Source organism: Serratia sp. BNK-23 (genome assembly GCF_047456145.1).
In the GTDB taxonomy this organism is placed as follows: domain Bacteria; phylum Pseudomonadota; class Gammaproteobacteria; order Enterobacterales; family Enterobacteriaceae; genus Serratia; species Serratia nematodiphila.
Genome location: NZ_CP179900.1, coordinates 1,522,854 through 1,540,420 on the forward strand (window position 1 = coordinate 1,522,854; position 17,567 = coordinate 1,540,420).

Genomic DNA, 17,567 nt, shown 5'->3' on the forward strand with positions numbered 1-17,567 from the left:
CGACTCCTTATTGCCGCTGAGCCGGTAAGCGCGCCGCCTTGTTGACGTCGTACCACCAGTTGTCGAAGCCGATCGCATAGGCCGGGCGGACCGACGGCGTGGAGAACTTGTCCCAATAGGCGTAGCGATCGTGGCTGGAGTACCACATCGGCAGCATGTAGTTGTTCCAGGTCAGCACCCGGTCCAGCGCGCGGCCGAGCGGCAACAGGGCGTTTTCGTCGCCCTGATGGGCGGCGATTTGCCTGACCAGGCTGTCGACCGCCGGATCTTTGACGCCGGGGGTGTTATAGCTGGAATCGATGTACTGCGAATCCCACAGAATTTGCAGATCGGCGCTGGGGAACGGCATCGCCATATACACCGTCGACATCATGTCGAAATCGCGCTCGCGCATGCGGCGGGTGTACTGCGAGGCGTCAATCTCGCGGATTTGCATCTCGATGCCCAACCGCTGCAGGTTGTGGCGGAACGGCAGCACGTACTGGAAGTTGCTGCCGCTCAGCAGCATCAGTTCAAAGGTGAACGGCTGGCCGGTTTTGGCGTTGACCAGCTTTTGATTTTTGACCACCCAACCGGCTTCTTTCAGCAGTTGGGTCGCCTTCAGCAGGTTTTGTCGATCGTTGCCGCTACCGTCGGAGGAGGGCGGTTGGTAGATACTGGTAAATACCTCCGGCGGTATCTGGCCCTTGAGCGGTGCCAGCAAGGCCAGTTCAGCGGCGTCCGGGTAGCCGCGGGCGGCGTAGGCGGTGTTTTGGAAATAGCTGTCGGCGCGCTGATAGGCGTTGTAATACAGCGCCTTGTTCATCCAGTTAAAATCGAAAGCCAGGCCGATCGCTTCCCGTACCCGACGATCGGCGAACAGCGGTTTTTGCAGATTGAACGCCAGCCAGCGGGTATTCTGCGCCGCCTGGTTGGTCTCGTCCTGCTTGATGATGTAGTTGCGCGCGAAGTTGCCGCCCTGATATTGGGTGGCCCAGCTCTTGGGCGACGGCTCGATGCGGAAATCGTAGGCGCCGGCCTTGAAGGCTTCCAGCGATACCTTATCGTCCAGATAATAATCGTAGCGAATGCTGTCGAAGTTGTAGCGGCCGCGGTTTACCGGCAGATTGGCGGCCCAGTAGTCGCGCACCCGCTGATAGGTGATGTACTGGCCGAGGCGATAATCGCCGATTTTATACGGGCCGCTGGCGAGCGGCGGGGTGCTGAGCGGTTCGTTGAGCTTATGGTTTTTCCAGAAGCTTTCCGGCAATACGCGCAGGCTGAGCAGGCTGAGGATTTGCTCACGGTTCGCCTTAGGCAGCTCGATGCGCACCGTCAACCGGGAAATGGCCTTGACCGTGACGCCTTTGTAATAGGAGCGAAACTGTGGCACGCCTTCGGTCATGAATTTATTGAAGGTAAAGGCCACGTCGGCGGCGGTGATCGGGCTGCCGTCCTGGAAGCGCGCGCGGGCGTTGATATCCAATTCCATCCAGCGCATGTCGGCCGGGAAACGGGCCGATTCGGCAATCAGCGGGTAATAGCTGCCGGGTTCGTCGTCGGAGTTGGTGAACAGCGTATCGTACAGCTCCATCGTGCGCTCGCCGGGCACGCCGCGGGTAGCGAAGCGGTTGAAGTTGTCGTAGGTGCCGATGGCCGCCAGTCGCACGTCGCCGCCCTTGGGCGCCGCCGGATTGACGTAGTCAAAATGGCTGAAGTCGGTGGCGTATTTCGGTTCACCGAGAAGGGCGAAAGCGTAGCTTTCGTTGAGGGCTTCGGCCCGCAGACCGAAGCTCAGTGCCGAGAGCACCAGAGCAGCGAAAATGCGCACGGACATCAGACAGTAAGCTCCTGCTGTGGAATAAAGTACAACCTGCGCCCAGCATAACATTCTTCGGACGGGCGCAGGGTAAAGATGCTTAAAGATTAACTATTTTTTTCCTGATAATCAAAGACCTGATTAGCATTGCAGTAAGCGACGAAATCATCGATGCTCAGCGGCTTGCTGAAGTAGTACCCCTGCATGAAGTTGACGCCGTGTTCTTGCAGAAACTGCATCTGCTCGGCGGTTTCCACGCCTTCGGCCACCGTCAGCATTTTCAGCTTTTTCGCCAGCGAGATCACCGCATCCAGCACCGGCGCGGTGACCGTATCCTGGCCGATGGTGTTGACGAAGCCACGGTCAATCTTCAGATAATCCATGGTGAAGCGCTCAAGATAAATAAGCGCGCTGTGCCCGGTGCCAAAATCATCCACCGCGATCTCGATGCCCTGTTTGTGCAGCCAGTCAAACTCCGTCAGCGCGCTCTCTTCTTCCACCATGCCGCGTTCGGTGATTTCAAACACCAGCGTAAAGTAATCGCCCGGCAGCTGCGTCAACAGTTCATACACGTCCTGGTGAAACGACGGTGCGCTAAGGTGGGCGGGGGAAATGTTGAGGCCGACTTTACCTCCCCGTGGCAGCGCTTTGGCGAGCTGTGGCGCATCTTCGGCGATCAGCCTGAACAGGTGGCGGGTAAGCGGCACGATCAGCCCGTTGCTTTCGGCGTAGGGGATAAAGACATCGGGCGGGATGCGGCCCTCGATCGGATGCTGCCAGCGGATCAGCGCTTCCAGCCCGCCTATGCTGTTGCTATCGGTATGGAACACCGGCTGGTATTCGATAAAGAACTCGTTGCGCTTGATGCCGCGCAGCAGCGCGCGTTCCGGGCTTTGCCGCAGCAGCAGCATGTAGTAGCAGAGTACGCCGGTCATCAATGACAGCACCAGGCTGCCCAGCAGCGTCAGGCGAATGTCGTTGGGGGTCAGTTTCTCGTTGTAGAACAGGATGGTCAGCGGCAGATTGGGCAGCGTCAGGGTATCCGCCTTGCCCTTCGGTAGCTGATTGACCGGCATCAGGTTCGGGCTGAAAGTGGTCAGCGCGCGGTTGCCCATCACGATGGCGATGCCCGGCGCCTGTTCGTCGTGCGAGGTGAACAGCAGGTAGGGCATCAGATCGATGTCCAGCGTAGCGAGGATGCCAGTGGCCTTTTCGCCGGGATGTCGCAGCCAAACCGCAACCGCCGGTTTATTTGGCACCATCGGCGTACCCTGCTGCAGCTTGAGATCCAAAGGCAGATCCCAGTCGATATCCTGATAGATATTTTTCATCGGCAACATCATGTCGCCCGTGGCGGAGGAGCAATAGGCGTAGCCGTCCTTCACCAACAGGAAGGTGCGCACGCCGCTGGTAAAGGCCGCCTGGTAGGTAATATCCGACTGGCTGGAGAGGCAAGGCTTGTCCAGCAGCGGCATCATTTGCCGCATCACCGCCGTCAGATGCGAGATATAACCCAGCGTGAACTTTTGCGTGCGCGCTTCGACCTTATGTTGATATTGCGTGCGCTGGTGGTTGATCAAAGAAAGCGTGACCGCGGTGAATAGCGTAAAAAATACCAGGGCGGCGACACCGCTTTTAGCCAGGCTGCGTTGTCGGTGAGACACGCTGCGGGCGAAAGCTCTTTTCAAGCCCATAACCGAGTCCTCTGCAACCGGGCGTCAGGTGTGTCGCGCAGCCAGTTAATGGATTGTGCCAACGGCTTTTTTTTCATTTTTGCCTTTTTATCCCGTACCAACCGGCGGCGCCATTTAAATATGCGGCGTCGCCGACAGAAATATCATGCGCATAATATCAGCGGAAACGTTTTAAATAACGCCGGGGCGCCGTTGCCGTCATCTGACGATAATAGGCGAGTTTTTCCCCGACGGGGCGATTTCCCGCCAACAGTTTATCAAAATAATGGCGTGCGGCGGCGTTAAGCAGGGAAAGGTGACGATAAGGCAGGGATCAATTTTGATGATACCTGTTCGACAACCAAAAAAAACGCCGCCCGTGGGCGGCGCTTATCGCTCGTTTGGTATTCAGGATCTTCAGGGCGTTGCGCCGTTAACCGTTGGTCAGCACCCGGCGCGCTTCTCGATAACGTTTATTCCAATAGTTATCGGTCAGCTTGGAAATCATGACCCCACTGCTGGTGGAGGCGTGAACGAACTGATCGTTGCCTAAATAGATGCCGACATGGCGCCCGGTAGAACCGGCGCGGAACAGCACCAAATCGCCGGCGCGCAGCTTGGTGCGCTGAATTTTCTTGCCGAGATCTTCCTGTTCATAGGTCGAACGCGGTAAATCCATGCCGAACTGTTCGCGGAAGGTGCGCTGTACAAACGCCGAGCAATCGATGCCGCGCTTGGTGTCACCGCCTAAGCGGTAGCGAACGCCTTTCCAATCCGCATACTGATCCATAATCTTTGACTTGACGTCAACGTTGCGGACCATCGCTTCGAATTCATCCTGAGAGGCTTGCAGTAAAAGACCGTCTTTGTCATTAACTGCACGCATCTCAGTTTGTGCGTTATTCAAGTTCGAAGTGTGAGTCGAGCTGCACGCTGACAGCATAACCGCAGCGGCAATTGCAGGGACTACCCGCAAAAAATATCTCAGAAACGGTTGAGATTTGACCATTGTTGTTGTTTTCCCTTGAAGTCCTTAACGACGAAAGTCGCTACCTGAAAAATGCCAAACGAAACGAGCCTAGTCCGCACCTGTTGCATCGACAACCAGTTACCGTTGAAAACGTGCGAGAACGCACATTTTTATCGGATTTCATACTGATTCGACTTAAACCAGGCACAAACGCATCTGAGATTACCGGAACCAATAGGGGATTGCGAGCCTTTTTCCCGTCTTTTTTATATGAATTTGTGATGTAACATAATGTAAATCTTCATATAAAAAACGCCAATTGTCCGATGTATGAATCTGGCGTGAAATCAGGTTGCAAAAGCGTTAACGAACGGTGGGGAAATTTTTGCGCGCGGCGAGGGGAAGAGGGCGGGAGGCGTAAGCCTCCCGGCATGAGTCATAGACACAAATTATGGTTGGCCGGGGCGGTGCTTACCGGGCAACAGGCGATTCAACCGATCGACGATCCAGTCGCTGCAAGGCGTCATCAGCACCCAGCTGGCGCCAACCAGCACCACGGACAATGAGCCGACGGCGATATCGGTAAACCAGTGGGCACCAATCATCACGCGCGGCAATGAGAAGACCAACGTAATCAGCAGGGCGACGGCGAAGGCGCCGCGGCCGAAATAGCGCAGCATAAAGCAGGAAAAAATAATCAGCATCATGCCGTGGTCGCCGGGGAAGCTGTCGCCGGAAGCGTCCTTGGTGGGGATGCCGGTCAGCTCGCTGACGCGATGGATATTGTCAAAGGTCAGGGTGGGGCTTGGATGTTTCACCGGCAGCAGGTGGCCAAGCTGGTTCAGCACCACGGCGGTCAGCAGCATCACCACGCCGGTGATCACCAGACGGCGGCGGCCGGCGGCGTCCTGCTTCAGATAAAAGTACAGATACAGCAGCCCCATGGCGAGCAGCGAAATCACATCGAACGCGCGGTTGTTGGTGATGGCGACCAGGTGTAAAAACGCCGGGTCGGTGGCCAGATGGCGGTTAAAGAAGAAGAAAATCGCCGAATCCAGGGTAAACCAGCCGCCGTGATTGGCCGGCAGGAACCAGGACAGAAACAGCGCAACGCCCAGTAAGTTGAAGAAGAGAATGAGGGGTAAATTGCGGCGTGTCATGACATAACCTGTTGGAAAAATGAAAACGAAATAAAACCCGGCAGCCCTGCGGCAACCGGGGGGCAACGGTACGGGGTCTAACTTAAACGAATCTTAAACAAGGCGGATTGCAGGGCGTTCCAGTCGGCATTTTCGCTGTGGATAAGCTCAATTCGGCTGTCGAGCGGCGCGACCGGGCGGGTTTCGATGTTGAGATCCTGCCCCTGACGATTGATCAGCAATGTGCCTTCGGGGATGCGTACCACGCCTTTGGCGCGTTCGACCGGCGCGAGTCGCACCCATTCCATGAAGCCGACGGTGTCGAACCGGGTATCGCCGTCAAAAATCCAGCCGCAGCTGGTGAAGCCTTGCCCTTCATTCAACGCTCGCCGCCAGCGGGCGTGCTCCGGCAGCCGCAGCGCCGCCAGCCCCTGCTTTTTCGCCTGACCATGATGATGCTGCGCGTCCGGCAATTCTGTACGATTCGTGCGCGGAAGTGACAACAGCGCGACATCCGCTTCGCCTTGCGCGATGGCGTAGCAGGGCCGCTGCAGCGGGTCTTGCGCCTTCCAGGCCTCCAGCGCCAGCCTGTCTTCCGGCCGGTAGGTATCGCTTTTGCTGGCCAAAATAATGTCGGCCGCGGCCAGCTGATCGCGGAAGTTTTCGTTGTCGCGGTAGCGCGGCTGGCTGAGCTGGCGGGCATCCAGCAGGCACAGGGTGGCCTGCAGATCGATCCAGCCGGCATAGCTCTCCTGGGTCAGCAGCGACAGGATTTGTTTCGGATGCCCGAGCCCGGTCGGCTCGATCAGCAGCCGATCCGGTTTGGCCTGCTGCAACAGCATATTCAAGCCCACCTGCATCGGCAGGCCGTTGACGCAGCACATGCAGCCACCGGGGATCTCTTTGAGCACCGCGCCGCTGTCTGCCAGCAGCGCGCCGTCGATGCCGATCTCGCCGAATTCATTGACCAATACCGCCCAGCGTTCATGTTCGGGCTTATGAGCCAGCAAATGGCGGATAGTGGTGGTTTTGCCGCTGCCGAGGAAACCGGTAATCAAATTGGTTTTGGTCATTAATAATTCCTGGCGCAAAAATTAACCTGCTTAATAAATGAGTTACGCAGCCGTGTCGGTGAAACGGCCGCGATTTAATTTGTGCTCTATCTCGCAAATTTTGCACGTCACCATGCGCTTTTCAACCGACAAAATCCACCGTTTATAACAAGAAAATTCTTAGATAAAACCCTGTATTAGATGCGGTTAACTTTTGTTAGTAGCTTGTTTTTACATTGTTAATGACGAGATTAACGATCAAATCTCGTCCCTTTCCTTGCGATTATTCCTAACAAGATCCTCTATGGTTAAATTGGCTTAACTAAAAATGAGGTTGCCATGAATACCTTTCGGTTATTTTTGATCGTAGGAATGTTGTTTTCATGGACGGCAGTGAGTCAGGCAGGAGTGGCCGGCGGGGTAATTCGCTTCGTCGGCTCTATCGTTGAAAGTCCTTGCACGGTCAAGATTGCAGATTCTAAGGCGAATACGCAATGTTACCGCAACGGCCAGCATTATCAGGCCCAGCAAGCGTTGTCAGGTTTTGATACTACACGCAAAGAACTTCCGCTAAATCTAGGCACAACCGAAATGAAGTGGGTAGACCAACAGAAGAAACTCGCTGTTATGACGGTCGTTTATCGTTAAGTCGTTCCGCCATGCCGGCGTAACGTTACGCCGGCATGGTTATTCTCGGCCCTGCAGGCTCCTCACCGCATCACCCACTCCTTCACCGTTTCACGCGCGCCGCGATCGCGCAGCGATAAATAGGCTTGCGTCACCGCTTCGCTAAACGCCGCATGCGCCGCCAGCGTTTCGCCGAATACCGATTTCAACGCCAACAGCGCCGCTACGCGCCGTCGATCATCCGTTGTGGCGGCGATCGTCTGCTGCAGCACGTCTGCCAGCGGATCGCGAATGTCGATCGGCTCACCGGCGTCATCGACGCCGCCGACGTAACGCATCCAGCCCGCCACGCCCAGCGCCAGCCCGCTATAGTCGCCGCCGTGCCGCAGATGCCAGCGCACGGCATCCAGCAGCCGCTGCGGCAGCTTCTGCGTGCCGTCCATGGCGATCTGCCAGGTGAGGTGTTGCAGCGCCGGATTGCTGAAGCGCGCGATAAGCTGTGCGGCATAATCGGGCAGGCTGATGCCGGTGACGCTCAGCGTTGGCGTCTGTTCGTCCAGCATCAACCGCAGGGCGGCGCGGCGGTAGTGCTCATCCGCCATGCACTCGTTGATATAGCGGTAGCCGCCCAGGTAGCCTAAGTAAGCCAGGAACGAGTGGCTGCCGTTCAGCATGCGCAGCTTCATGTGTTCAAACGGCAGCACATCGCTGACCAACTGGGCGCCGGCCAACTCCCACGCCGGGCGTCCGGCGGTGAAGTTGTCTTCCACTACCCATTGAATGAAGGGCTCGCAGGCGATGGCGCATTCGTCGCGCACGCCGCCCAACGCGGTGGCGATCTCATCCAGCGTGGCCGGCGTGGCGGCCGGCACGATGCGATCCACCATGGTGCAGGGGAAGGTAGCGGCGCTGGCGATCCAATCGGCGAGCGACGGATCTCGCGCCTGCGCCAGATCGAGCACCGCCCGGCGCAGCACATGGCCGTTCTCCGGAATATTGTCGCAGGAGAGCAGGGAGAAGGCGGGCAGGCCGCGTTCGCGCCGCAGCCGCAGCGCTTCCACCAAAATGCCGGGCACGGTCTGCGGCTGATGCGGCCACGCCAGATCGGCGACGATCCCCGAATGCTGTCTGTCCAGCCGTCCGCTGCCGGGCTCGATGCAGTAGCCTTTTTCGGTGATGGTCATCGAGACGATCGCCACCTGCGGTTCGGCCAGCTTCTCCAGCACCGCGGCGATGCCCTCCAGCTTGCGGTGCAGGCTCTCACGCACAGCGCCGATCACGATAGCCTGATGGCCGTCCGCGCCTTTCTCCAGCACGCTGTACAGATGATCCTGTTGCCGCAGCGTCTCAAACAGCGGCACGCCGCCGGACAGACTGATCTCGCAAATGCCCCAGTCGCCGCCGTGGGCGTTCAGCACCCGATCGGTCAGCAGCGCCTGATGCGCGCGGTGGAACGCGCCGAAACCCAGGTGCACGATGCGGCTGCGCAGGGCCCGGCGATCATAATTCGGTTGCCGGACGGTGCCCGGCAGCGGGGTGTTGGCGATCGTATTCATCTCATCTCCAAAGCGAGTAGACAGCTGGCGGGCCACTTGCGCCAAGTTAGCGGACCAGTTTGCCGACGCATGGACAGCGGGGCGCCGGCGATAAAAAACTGCCACCAGTCTAAAGTTGTCGGCAGGTTAAGGGAATTGGTCAGGCCAAAATAAGCCAGAATCGTGAAGCGGATCAACCAATGAACGGTTCAATTTTGACAGCGCGCGGCGAAAGAGTAAGTTAAAGATAGCTGACATCTAAATTAAACTGGTATAACAACATCGCGATGCGAGACAGGCATAAGGACACAACATGGAACAAACATGGCGTTGGTATGGCCCGAACGATCCGGTCTCTTTGGATGACGTGCGTCAGGCCGGGGCGACCGGGGTGGTCACGGCGCTGCACCATATTGCGAACGGCGAAGTCTGGCCGATCGACGAGATCCGCGCGCGGCAGGCGCTGCTGGCGGAAAAGGGGCTGGTGTGGTCGGTGGTGGAGAGCGTGCCGGTACATGAGGAGATCAAAACCCACAGCGGCGACTGGCGGCGGTACATCGCCAATTACCAGCAGTCACTGCGCAATCTGGCGGCCTGCGGCATCGACACCGTTTGCTACAACTTCATGCCGATCCTCGACTGGACGCGCACCGATCTGGCCTATCCGCTGCCGGACGGTTCCAAAGCGCTGCGTTTCGATCAGGTAGCCTTCGCCGCGTTCGAGCTGCACATCCTGCAGCGCGCCGGCGCCGAGGCGGACTATACGGCGCAAGAGCGCAGTCAGGCGGCGACCTATTTCGCCGCCATGAGCGAGGAGGAGAAAGCCACGCTGACCGGCAACATCATCGCCGGGCTGCCGGGTGCGGAAGAAGGCTACACGCTGGAGCAGTTCCGTCGCCGCCTGGCGGAATACGACGGCATCGACAAGGCGCAACTGCGCGAAAACATGGCGGTCTTTCTGCGTGCCATCGTGCCGGTGGCGGAAGAGGCCGGCATCCGGCTGGCGGTGCATCCCGACGATCCGCCGCGGCCGATCCTCGGCCTGCCGCGCATCGTCTCCACGATCGAAGACATGCAGTGGCTGAAGCAGACTGTCGACAGCATTCATAACGGCTTCACCATGTGCACCGGTTCCTACGGCGTGCGCGCCGACAACGATCTGGTGCGGATGATTGAAACCTTCGGCGATCGCATTCACTTTACCCACTTACGCGCCACCTGCCGCGAAGAAAACCCGAAAAGCTTCCACGAGGGGGCGCATCTGCAGGGCGATGTGGACATGGTGGCGGTGATCGAAGCGATCCTGACCGAAGAACTGCGTCGGCAGCGGGCGGGCGATCGGCGGCCGATCCCGATGCGCCCCGATCATGGGCATCAGATGCTGGACGATTTGAAAAAGAAAACCAATCCGGGCTATTCGGCCATCGGGCGGTTGAAAGGGCTGGCGGAGCTGCGCGGCGTCGAGCTGGCGCTCAAGCGGCGCTTTTTCCCGGAATTGCCGTAGCGGAAAATGAAACGGGGCCGAGTATCGGCCCCGTAGGCGCGACTAGTCTGCGCGGCTCATGTAGCGGCGTTCGGCGATATGAATGCGAATTTTGTCGCCGGCGCTGAGGTATTCCGGCACGTGGATCACCAGGCCGGTCGCCATGGTGGCCGGTTTGTTGCGGGCGCTGGCGGAAGCGCCTTTGATGCCCGGCGCGGTCTCGACGATTTCCATATCCACGGTCTGCGGCAGCTCCAGCGCCAGCACCTGACCATCCAGCGTCAGCACCTGCATACCCGGCAGGCCGCCTTCCGGAATGAACAGCAGCTCGTCTTCGATCTGGTCTTTCTTGAAAATGTACGGGGTGTAGTCTTCGTCATCCATGAACACGTATTCTTCGCCGTCGATATAGGAGAAGTTCACCTTGCGGCGCGACAGGGAAATGGTGTCCAGGATATCGTCGCCCTTGAAGCGTTCTTCCACTTTCAGGCCGGTGCGCACGTCGGAGAAGCGCATTTTGTACAGGGTGCTGGCGCCGCGGGCGCTCGGGCTCTGCACGTCGATATCTTTTACCAGCAGCAGCTTGCCGTTGTAGCTGATCGCCATGCCGCGTTTAATTTCGTTAGCTCTTGCCATTTCAATTCATCCGCAATGAAGAGTATTAGAGAAGTTGCGACAAGGTACTCGCGCCGCCGATTTCAGGCAATAGCCCGGCGCAAAAACAGTGCGGGAAAGGGAGGGCGGCAGCCCTCCCGTCGGGGATTACTGGAAGACCGGCAGCAGGCCGAACAGCGACAGAATATGCGCGGCGGCGTTGATCAGTCCAAACAGGATGACGAACAGGATCACGCCGTTGCCGCCCGGTGCACGGTAACCGGCCTGCGGATAACGGCGGCGGCTGGCGCGCGCCATCAGCGCCGGCACGATCACCGCCCAGACGGTGGCCGCCAGCCCGGCGAAGCCGATGGCGTACAGGAAACCGTTCGGGAACAGCAGCGCGGCCAGGGTCGGCGGCACGAAGGTCACCAGCGCGGTCTTGCTGCGCCCGACGGCGTCGTCCTTGAACTTGCAGAAGTCCGCCAGATAATCGAACAGGCCCAGCGACACGCCGAGGAACGAGCTGGCCAGCGCCATATAGGAGAAGGCGTTCAGCAGTTGGCTGACGGTCTGGCTGCTGGAGACGTTGCCCATTTGCTTGAGCAGGCTGCCGATATTGCCGCCCTCGGCGATCACCTGCTTGAAGGCGTCGCGCGCGATATTGCCCTGAATCACATACTGCCACAGGATGTAGATCGCCAGTGCCAGCAGGGTGCCGTACACCAGGCTGCGCACCACGGAGCCACTGTCCTTGTGGTAGTACTTCACCAGCCCGGGAATGTTGCCGTGGTAGCCGAACGAAGTCAGCAGGTAAGGCAGCGCTGCCAGGGCGTAAGGCAGATAGCTGGCCCGATCGTCGCCGGTGTTGAACAGCACCGCGGGCTGCACGTGGGTGAACATGTCGCCCACCGACATCACGAAGGTGATCACCATACCGCCGATCAGAATGGTGCTCAGGCGATCGACCGCGCGGGTGGAGAGCCAGACGATAAACGCCACCACCAGCGCGAACACCAGGCCGGCGGTAGTCTGGCCGACGCCGACGATGCCCTCCAGTGTGTGCGCGATGATCGAGCCGCCGGCGGAGATATAGGCGTAGGTCAGGATGTACAGCACGAACGCCACCGACAGGCCGTTCACGGCGTTCCAGCCTTTGCCCAGCAGATCCTTGACCATGGTGTTGAAGCTGGCGCCGCTCGGGTAGTGCAGCGTGGCTTCGAGGATCATCAGGCCGGACAGCAGCATGCAGGCCCAGGTATACACCAGCAGCGCGACGGAGCCGCTGAACCAGACACCGGAAGTGACGATCGGAATGGAAAACATGCCGGCGCCAACGGCGGTTCCGGCAATGATCATCGCGCCGCCGAGGACGGAAGGGCGGGCCAGCTTCTGGATGGTGTCCGTAGACATGTGTGCTCCTGAGGGAAGAAGTTCTTTTGTACTAGCTCAATAGTACATGGGCGCATGGCGCATGTAAAGCGAAGGAATTGCACGTTTCACGCGTTTTTTTCTTTAAATCAAGGTTTGCTGGGCGTTTATTCGCCATCGGGTGCAGCCGGCCGGCGCAGAGCGATGAGTGTAAAGATCGCGGGGACGCAGGGATTCTGCTGGCGGTGGCCGCGTGCGGCTGCTATTGTCGCGCTTCTTTCCCCCCAGCCCACCAGGAGTAGCGCTGATGGACTGTCGCAGCGACTGCGGCGCCTGCTGTATCGCGCCGTCAATATCCAGCCCGATCCCCGGCATGCCGAACGGCAAGCCCGCCAATACCCGCTGCATTCATCTGGATGAACGGCTGCGCTGCGGCCTGTTTCATTCGCCGCTGCGGCCGAAGGTGTGCGGCAGCCTGCAGCCGAGCCGCGACATGTGCCACGATCACCGCGATCAGGCGCTGATCTACCTCGCCAGACTGGAAGCGGACACCGCGCCTTAAGCTGCCTTCAGCCTCCACAGACACAGCGTCGCGCCTGCCGCCATCGCAGCCGCCCCGAATGGTGTGGGGGACCGGCGTAGTGGCCGTCTCTCCAGATACCGTTCATGGCGGTCGCAGAGAAATACCGGATATTTAAGGCTATTCCTTTTGCACGGCGCGTACTGAGACTGGATAAAAAAATGCCGGTCAGGCTTAACTGACCGGCATTACGCGTTGCGCCCTCTGTTTACTGCGGGATCAGGCGCCTTGCGGCACCGCGTGCGCGGTATTTTTCAATACCGGCCCCCGATACTTCTCGATCTGCAGCTGCGCCATCTGCCCGCAGTTGCCCTGCGCCAGGCTGGAAGAGCCGATGTCGAAGGTCAGACAGTTGACGTTGCCGTTCTTGCACAGCGAGCCGGGCTGCGCCGGATCGGCCGGATCGAACCAGGCGCCTTCGCTGATGCGCACCACGCCGGGCCGCACGTCTTCGCTGACCACCGCGCCCACCAGGATCTGACCGCGATCGTTAAACGCCCGCACCAGATCGCCGCCGCTGATGCCGCGCGGCTGCGCGTCCTGCGGGTGGATCAGGATCGCTTCACGATCCGCCACCGCGTATTTCTCGCGCAGCGGCGTGTTATCGAGCTGGGAGTGCAGCCGGTTGGTCGGGTGCGCGGTATTGAGCGACAGCGGATATTTGGCCGCTTCCGGCCCGCGATACCACTCGTGCGGCGGCATCCAGGTCGGAATGCCGGGGCAATCCTCGTAATGCATTTTGGCGATGGCGTCGGAGTAGATCTCGATCTTGCCCGACGGCGTGCCCAGCGGGTTCAGCAGCGGGTTGTCGCGATAGTCGGCGAAGCGCACCCACTGCTTATTGGTCTCCGGCACCGGGAAGCGCACGTAGTTGTTGGATTGCCAGAACATGTCGAACGGCGGCAGCGCCACCCGCGCGGCGCGCGCCTGGTTCTTCATGTCGTCGTACATGCCTTTCAGCCACTGGGTTTCATCCTTGCCCTCGGTGAAGGCTTCCTGTACGCCCAGCCTGGCCGCCATTGCCGAGAAGATGTCGAAGTCGCTACGCGACTCGTGTTGTGGCGGCACGCATTGATGCATCGGGAACACGTAGAGCTGCGAATAGTCGCCGCCCATTTCCAGATCGTTGCGCTCGTAGCTGGTGGTGGCCGGCAGCACGATATCGGCATGCTTGGCGGTAGCGGTCCAGTAAGGCTCGTTAACCACGATGGTGTCCGGCCGCTGCCAGGCTTTGACCAGGTTATTGGTGTCCTGATGCTGGTGGAAGGTGTTGCCGCCCGCCACATACACCATTTTCACCTCGGGGTAAGTGACCTTGGCACCGTTGAAGTCGATGGTTTTGCCCGGGTTGCTCAGGCATTCGGCGATGCGCGCCACCGGGATCGGCGCCGGCGAGTTCTTCGGCGCGTTGCCGGCGGAGATGCCGGCGATGATGCCGCCCTTGGCGGTCGGGCTGCCGCCGGAGGAATAGTGATAGCTGAAGCCGAAGCCGCCGCCCGGCAGGCCGATCTGGCCGAGCATCGCCGCCACCGTCACCAGCAGCCAGTGCTGCTGCTCGCCGTGGTGCTGGCGTTGGATGCCCCAGCCGCCCATGATCATGGTGCGATGCTTCGCCATCTCGCGCGCCAGTCCGCGCAGCGTATCGGCATCGACACCGCTGATGTCGGCCGCCCATTCGGCGGTTTTCGCCACGCCGTCGCTCTCGCCCAGCAGGTAGGCCTGGAACTTGTCGAAGCCGACGGTGTAGGTTTTCAGGAAGTCCGGGTTATGCAGCTTCTCGGTCAGCAACGTGTGGGCGATGCCGATCAGCATCGCGCCGTCGGTATAAGGGCGCGGGGCGATCCACTGCGCATTGACGAACTTGGCGCTGTCGTTGTGCACCGGATCGATGCTGATCACCCGGGTGCCTTTCTTCTTCAGCGCCTCGAAGCCGGTCTGGCCGACGTGATCCGGCACGTTCCAGCTGTTTTTCAGCGTGACCATCGGGTTGCAGCCCCACAGGATCACCAGCTCGCTGTTCTCGATCACGTTCGGCCAGGCGGTCTGCTGTTCGTAGACCTCCATCGAGCCGACCACGTGCGACATGATCACCTGCGCTGCGCCGGTGGAGTAGTCGCCGGCGTAGCCGAGGAAGCCGCCGGTCAGGTTCATCAGACGCTGCAGCAGCGTGCGGCTGTTGTGCAGCATGCCTACGCTTTTCCAGCCATAAGAACCGGCGTAGATCGACTGCGGCCCGTGATCTTTCTGCAGGCGAACGATCTCATTGCACACCAGCTCGGTCGCTTTGTCCCAACTGACGCGCACCCACTCGTCGCGGCCGCGCAGTTCGGTGCGGCTGCCGGGGCCGCCTTCCAGCCAGCTTTTGCGCACCATCGGATATTTGATGCGGTTCTCGGCGTGCACCTGATAAGGCGCCATGGTGATCAGCTCATTGGGATACGGATCGTCCTGCACCGGCTGCACGCCGACCATCTTGCCGTCCTGCACGATGGCCTCAAACGCGCCCCAGTGGGCGCCGGTCAGAATGCCTTTTTGCGCCTGGCGCAAGACGATGAACTGCGGCAGCGCTTCGCTGATGGCCTGCGCCAGCGCCGCTTTGGGCCATAAGCCCGCCAGCAGCGGGGCGGCGGCCAGCGCGGCGGCGCCGGTCAGGAAGCGGCGGCGGCTCATGGTTAACGGTTGTTGGTTGCTCATTGCGCTTCTCCCTTAAAGCTTGGCCGGTGCGGCAGGTGGCATGTCGCTGGCGTGTTTTTGTACGTATTGCGTCAGCACGCGCAGCTGTTCCTGCGTCAGCGAGGTGCGTGGCGCCATGCCTTTGATGACGCCGATCCATTGGTTGGCGTTGAAGCGATCGAGCGCGGTCAGCCCGTGGCAGCCGGTGCAGTTGGCCGACATCATGTCCGCGGCGTAGCGCCAGATTTTTTGCTGATCGTCGATCAGCTGCTTGCGCGGCAGCCACACCTGCAGAGAGACCTGATGCCAGACCAGGCCGGTTTCCGCATCGGTCTGAGTCGACGCGGTCTTCAACTGTTGGCGCGCATCCTCACCCAGCAGCACGCTGAGGATGCGCTTGCCCTGCGCGGCGTAGAACACTTCGCTGACGCCGTCCTGCTGCCAGCCGCTCACGGTGGCCAGCACCTTGTCGCCATCCTGCTTGACCACCTGCACTTCGGTGGACGGCATCAGGTTGCCGGCGTTATGACTGTCGTCTGCGCCGAGGAAGAACGGTTCGGTGGCGATGGTGTAAAGGGTGGTGGCGTCCGGTGCGGTCAGCGCCGCGGCCTTCGCCAGCTCGGCGGCGCCGGCCTGGGTTTCGCCGCTCATGTCCGGCAGGATATGCGCCACGCCCTTGTGGCAATCGATGCAGGTTTCGCCCTGTTTGATCGCCACCGGGTGCTGCAGGCGCGCCTCAGGGCGCTGGGCGGTGATGTCCATGGCGTCGTAGCTGTGGCAGGAGCGGCAGGTGGCCGAGTCGTTCTCTTTCAGCGTCTTCCAGACCGACTGTGCCATCGCCAGCTTGTGCGCTTCGTATTTCTCCGGCGTATCGATGGTGCCGACCATCTCGCCGTAGATGTCTTTTACCGCGCGGATCTTGGTCCACAGGTAGTCGATCGGCTGGTGCGGCACGTGGCAGTCGGCGCACTCGGCGCGGATGCCCTTGGTGTTCTGGAAGTGGACGCTGCCTTGATATTCGGCCAGCGGCTGTTGCATGGTGTGGCAGGAAACGCAGAAGGCGGTATCGCTGGTTTTATGGAAGACGGTGGCGGTCCCGGCCAACAGCGCTGCGCCGAGGATAATCCCCAGCAGCAAAAGCCATAGCCATCCCCACCGACGCTTTTTTTCAAAGCCAGTCAGTTTTTTGCTCATGGTAAACCCGCTTATAATTATGAATTTAAAATAAAATCTTGCCAAAAGGCCGCCGACCGGAGGTCAGAATGCCACGTCGATTGCAGGGGTAATGATAGAAGAGGGTTAACCCCATAGGGTTATCCGTAGTCAAAAAAATGGCGTATATCGCAAAAAATAGCGTTATATTCCAATTTATATAGCGATAGGGCGCTGCGGCAGGGGAAGCGAGCGCAGCACGCGCTCGCGATGGGTCAGGCCGTGGGCAAATAGGCCAGGCCGCTCAGCCACAGGCGGATGGCGGTGCGGCTGGCTTCGAAATGGGGTTCCGGCAGGGCTTCAGGCGCGCACCAGCGCCACTCGGCGCATTTCTCGGGCTCTCTCAGCTCGGCGTTGCCGCCGGGGTGATCCACCTGCAGGCAGATTGACACCGTGTGTTTGCCTTCGGCGCGCCAGGTTTGCAGATTGTTGCTGACGCCAACAAAGCGCGGCGGGTCGATGAGCAACCCGGTCTCTTCGGCGATTTCGCGCTGGGCGCACTGCTCGAAGGTTTCACCGGCATCCAGATGCCCGCCGGGGATCGACCAAAAGGGCGCGTGGGAACCGCAGCGTTTGCCCAACAAAATCTCGCCTTGCGGGTTGACGATGATCACCCCGACGCCTGTCACTACGTTCATGCTTTTCTCCGTCAGCAAGCTTTCAGCACAGTATGTCATTTTGCCCCGGCGCTGGCCAATACGCCGGAAAAAGTGTGCGTAAGCTCAAAAATCTGCAATGGCGAAAGGGAGAAAGCTTGCTTTCGCCTTGTGCTGCTCACACACTCCTTGAAACGTTTCAGCGTTGTCCGGCCGCTTGTGGCGAACGGATAACGCTCCTTTTTCTCAATGAAGCTGAAACGA

General features: G+C 59.7%; 14 protein-coding genes. 3 read left to right on the forward strand and 11 right to left on the reverse strand.

Annotation, left to right across the window (positions count from 1 at the left end; all coding sequences use genetic code 11):
• Window positions 1–7: 7 nt before the first annotated feature.
• From ACMGF9_RS07180 to ACMGF9_RS07200, 5 genes are all read right to left on the reverse strand, one after another.
• Window positions 8–1,816 (reverse strand): extracellular solute-binding protein, encoded by a 1,809-nt coding sequence (locus tag ACMGF9_RS07180; protein ID WP_021505924.1) that lies wholly within the window; start codon window positions 1,814–1,816, stop codon window positions 8–10.
• Window positions 1,817–1,905: 89 nt separating this feature from the next.
• Entirely contained in the window at window positions 1,906–3,492 is a 1,587-nt protein-coding gene (locus tag ACMGF9_RS07185; RefSeq protein WP_015378532.1) for a cyclic di-GMP phosphodiesterase, read from the reverse strand.
• 412 nt (window positions 3,493–3,904) lie between these two features.
• On the reverse strand, window positions 3,905–4,480 hold the full coding sequence (gene mepS / locus ACMGF9_RS07190) for a bifunctional murein DD-endopeptidase/murein LD-carboxypeptidase (RefSeq protein ID WP_025303553.1): 576 nt from the start codon (window positions 4,478–4,480) through the stop codon (window positions 3,905–3,907).
• A gap of 410 nt (window positions 4,481–4,890) precedes the next feature.
• A complete protein-coding gene (locus tag ACMGF9_RS07195) occupies window positions 4,891–5,601 on the reverse strand; it encodes a phosphatase PAP2 family protein (RefSeq protein WP_004935741.1) in 711 nt (236 codons plus the stop codon).
• A 77-nt stretch (window positions 5,602–5,678) separates the two neighbouring features.
• Window positions 5,679–6,653, reverse strand: coding sequence for a CobW family GTP-binding protein (locus tag ACMGF9_RS07200; RefSeq protein WP_004935738.1), 975 nt, complete (start codon window positions 6,651–6,653; stop codon window positions 5,679–5,681).
• A gap of 318 nt (window positions 6,654–6,971) precedes the next feature.
• On the opposite strand from ACMGF9_RS07200, the gene ACMGF9_RS07205 reads away from it, so the two are divergent.
• Window positions 6,972–7,280 carry a type 1 fimbrial protein gene (locus tag ACMGF9_RS07205; RefSeq protein WP_004935734.1) on the forward strand — a complete coding sequence of 103 codons (309 nt, stop codon included), beginning with the start codon at window positions 6,972–6,974 and terminating at the stop codon, window positions 7,278–7,280.
• Window positions 7,281–7,342: 62 nt separating this feature from the next.
• Here the strand turns inward: ACMGF9_RS07205 and ACMGF9_RS07210 are convergent, their stop codons facing one another.
• Window positions 7,343–8,815: a mannitol dehydrogenase family protein gene (locus tag ACMGF9_RS07210; protein WP_414160175.1), complete on the reverse strand. Its 1,473-nt coding sequence runs from the start codon at window positions 8,813–8,815 to the stop codon at window positions 7,343–7,345.
• 292 nt (window positions 8,816–9,107) lie between these two features.
• Here ACMGF9_RS07210 and uxuA point away from each other — a divergent pair, with 292 nt between their 5' ends.
• Window positions 9,108–10,298 (forward strand): mannonate dehydratase, encoded by a 1,191-nt coding sequence (uxuA, locus tag ACMGF9_RS07215; protein ID WP_015378529.1) that lies wholly within the window; start codon window positions 9,108–9,110, stop codon window positions 10,296–10,298.
• Window positions 10,299–10,340: 42 nt separating this feature from the next.
• Here uxuA and yeiP read toward each other — a convergent pair whose 3' ends face one another.
• Window positions 10,341–10,913, reverse strand: coding sequence for an elongation factor P-like protein YeiP (gene yeiP, locus ACMGF9_RS07220; RefSeq protein ID WP_004935725.1), 573 nt, complete (start codon window positions 10,911–10,913; stop codon window positions 10,341–10,343).
• Window positions 10,914–11,039: 126 nt separating this feature from the next.
• Window positions 11,040–12,284, reverse strand: coding sequence for a tryptophan permease (mtr, locus tag ACMGF9_RS07225; RefSeq protein WP_118891850.1), 1,245 nt, complete (start codon window positions 12,282–12,284; stop codon window positions 11,040–11,042).
• Window positions 12,285–12,549: 265 nt separating this feature from the next.
• On the opposite strand from mtr, the gene ACMGF9_RS07230 reads away from it, so the two are divergent.
• Window positions 12,550–12,804, forward strand: a complete 255-nt coding sequence (locus ACMGF9_RS07230) for a YkgJ family cysteine cluster protein (protein ID WP_015378527.1) — start codon at window positions 12,550–12,552, stop codon at window positions 12,802–12,804.
• A 237-nt stretch (window positions 12,805–13,041) separates the two neighbouring features.
• On the opposite strand, the gene torA is transcribed toward ACMGF9_RS07230, so the two are convergent.
• From torA to ACMGF9_RS07245, 3 genes are all read right to left on the reverse strand, one after another.
• The gene (gene torA / locus ACMGF9_RS07235; RefSeq protein ID WP_118891851.1) at window positions 13,042–15,516 is read right to left on the reverse strand and encodes a trimethylamine-N-oxide reductase TorA; all 2,475 of its coding nucleotides are present in this window, start codon (window positions 15,514–15,516) and stop codon (window positions 13,042–13,044) included.
• Window positions 15,517–15,528: 12 nt separating this feature from the next.
• A complete protein-coding gene (locus tag ACMGF9_RS07240; protein ID WP_031300724.1) occupies window positions 15,529–16,689 on the reverse strand; it encodes a NapC/NirT family cytochrome c in 1,161 nt (386 codons plus the stop codon).
• Between the two features lie 233 nt (window positions 16,690–16,922).
• Entirely contained in the window at window positions 16,923–17,345 is a 423-nt protein-coding gene (locus ACMGF9_RS07245; protein ID WP_004935707.1) for a nucleotide triphosphate diphosphatase NUDT15, read from the reverse strand.
• Between the last annotated feature and the right edge of the window lie 222 nt (window positions 17,346–17,567).

Coding starts and splice junctions, on each gene's coding strand:
- mtr (WP_118891850.1), bottom strand. CDS start 12,284: ATGTCTACGGACACCATCCAGAAGCTGGCCCGCCCTTCCGTCCTCGGC.
- torA (WP_118891851.1), bottom strand. CDS start 15,516: ATGAGCAACCAACAACCGTTAACCATGAGCCGCCGCCGCTTCCTGACC.
- ACMGF9_RS07230 (WP_015378527.1), top strand. CDS start 12,550: ATGGACTGTCGCAGCGACTGCGGCGCCTGCTGTATCGCGCCGTCAATA.
- ACMGF9_RS07240 (WP_031300724.1), bottom strand. CDS start 16,689: ATGAGCAAAAAACTGACTGGCTTTGAAAAAAAGCGTCGGTGGGGATGG.
- yeiP (WP_004935725.1), bottom strand. CDS start 10,913: ATGGCAAGAGCTAACGAAATTAAACGCGGCATGGCGATCAGCTACAAC.
- ACMGF9_RS07245 (WP_004935707.1), bottom strand. CDS start 17,345: ATGAACGTAGTGACAGGCGTCGGGGTGATCATCGTCAACCCGCAAGGC.
- uxuA (WP_015378529.1), top strand. CDS start 9,108: ATGGAACAAACATGGCGTTGGTATGGCCCGAACGATCCGGTCTCTTTG.
- ACMGF9_RS07195 (WP_004935741.1), bottom strand. CDS start 5,601: ATGACACGCCGCAATTTACCCCTCATTCTCTTCTTCAACTTACTGGGC.
- ACMGF9_RS07210 (WP_414160175.1), bottom strand. CDS start 8,815: ATGAATACGATCGCCAACACCCCGCTGCCGGGCACCGTCCGGCAACCG.
- ACMGF9_RS07200 (WP_004935738.1), bottom strand. CDS start 6,653: ATGACCAAAACCAATTTGATTACCGGTTTCCTCGGCAGCGGCAAAACC.
- ACMGF9_RS07205 (WP_004935734.1), top strand. CDS start 6,972: ATGAATACCTTTCGGTTATTTTTGATCGTAGGAATGTTGTTTTCATGG.
- mepS (WP_025303553.1), bottom strand. CDS start 4,480: ATGGTCAAATCTCAACCGTTTCTGAGATATTTTTTGCGGGTAGTCCCT.
- ACMGF9_RS07185 (WP_015378532.1), bottom strand. CDS start 3,492: ATGGGCTTGAAAAGAGCTTTCGCCCGCAGCGTGTCTCACCGACAACGC.
- ACMGF9_RS07180 (WP_021505924.1), bottom strand. CDS start 1,816: ATGTCCGTGCGCATTTTCGCTGCTCTGGTGCTCTCGGCACTGAGCTTC.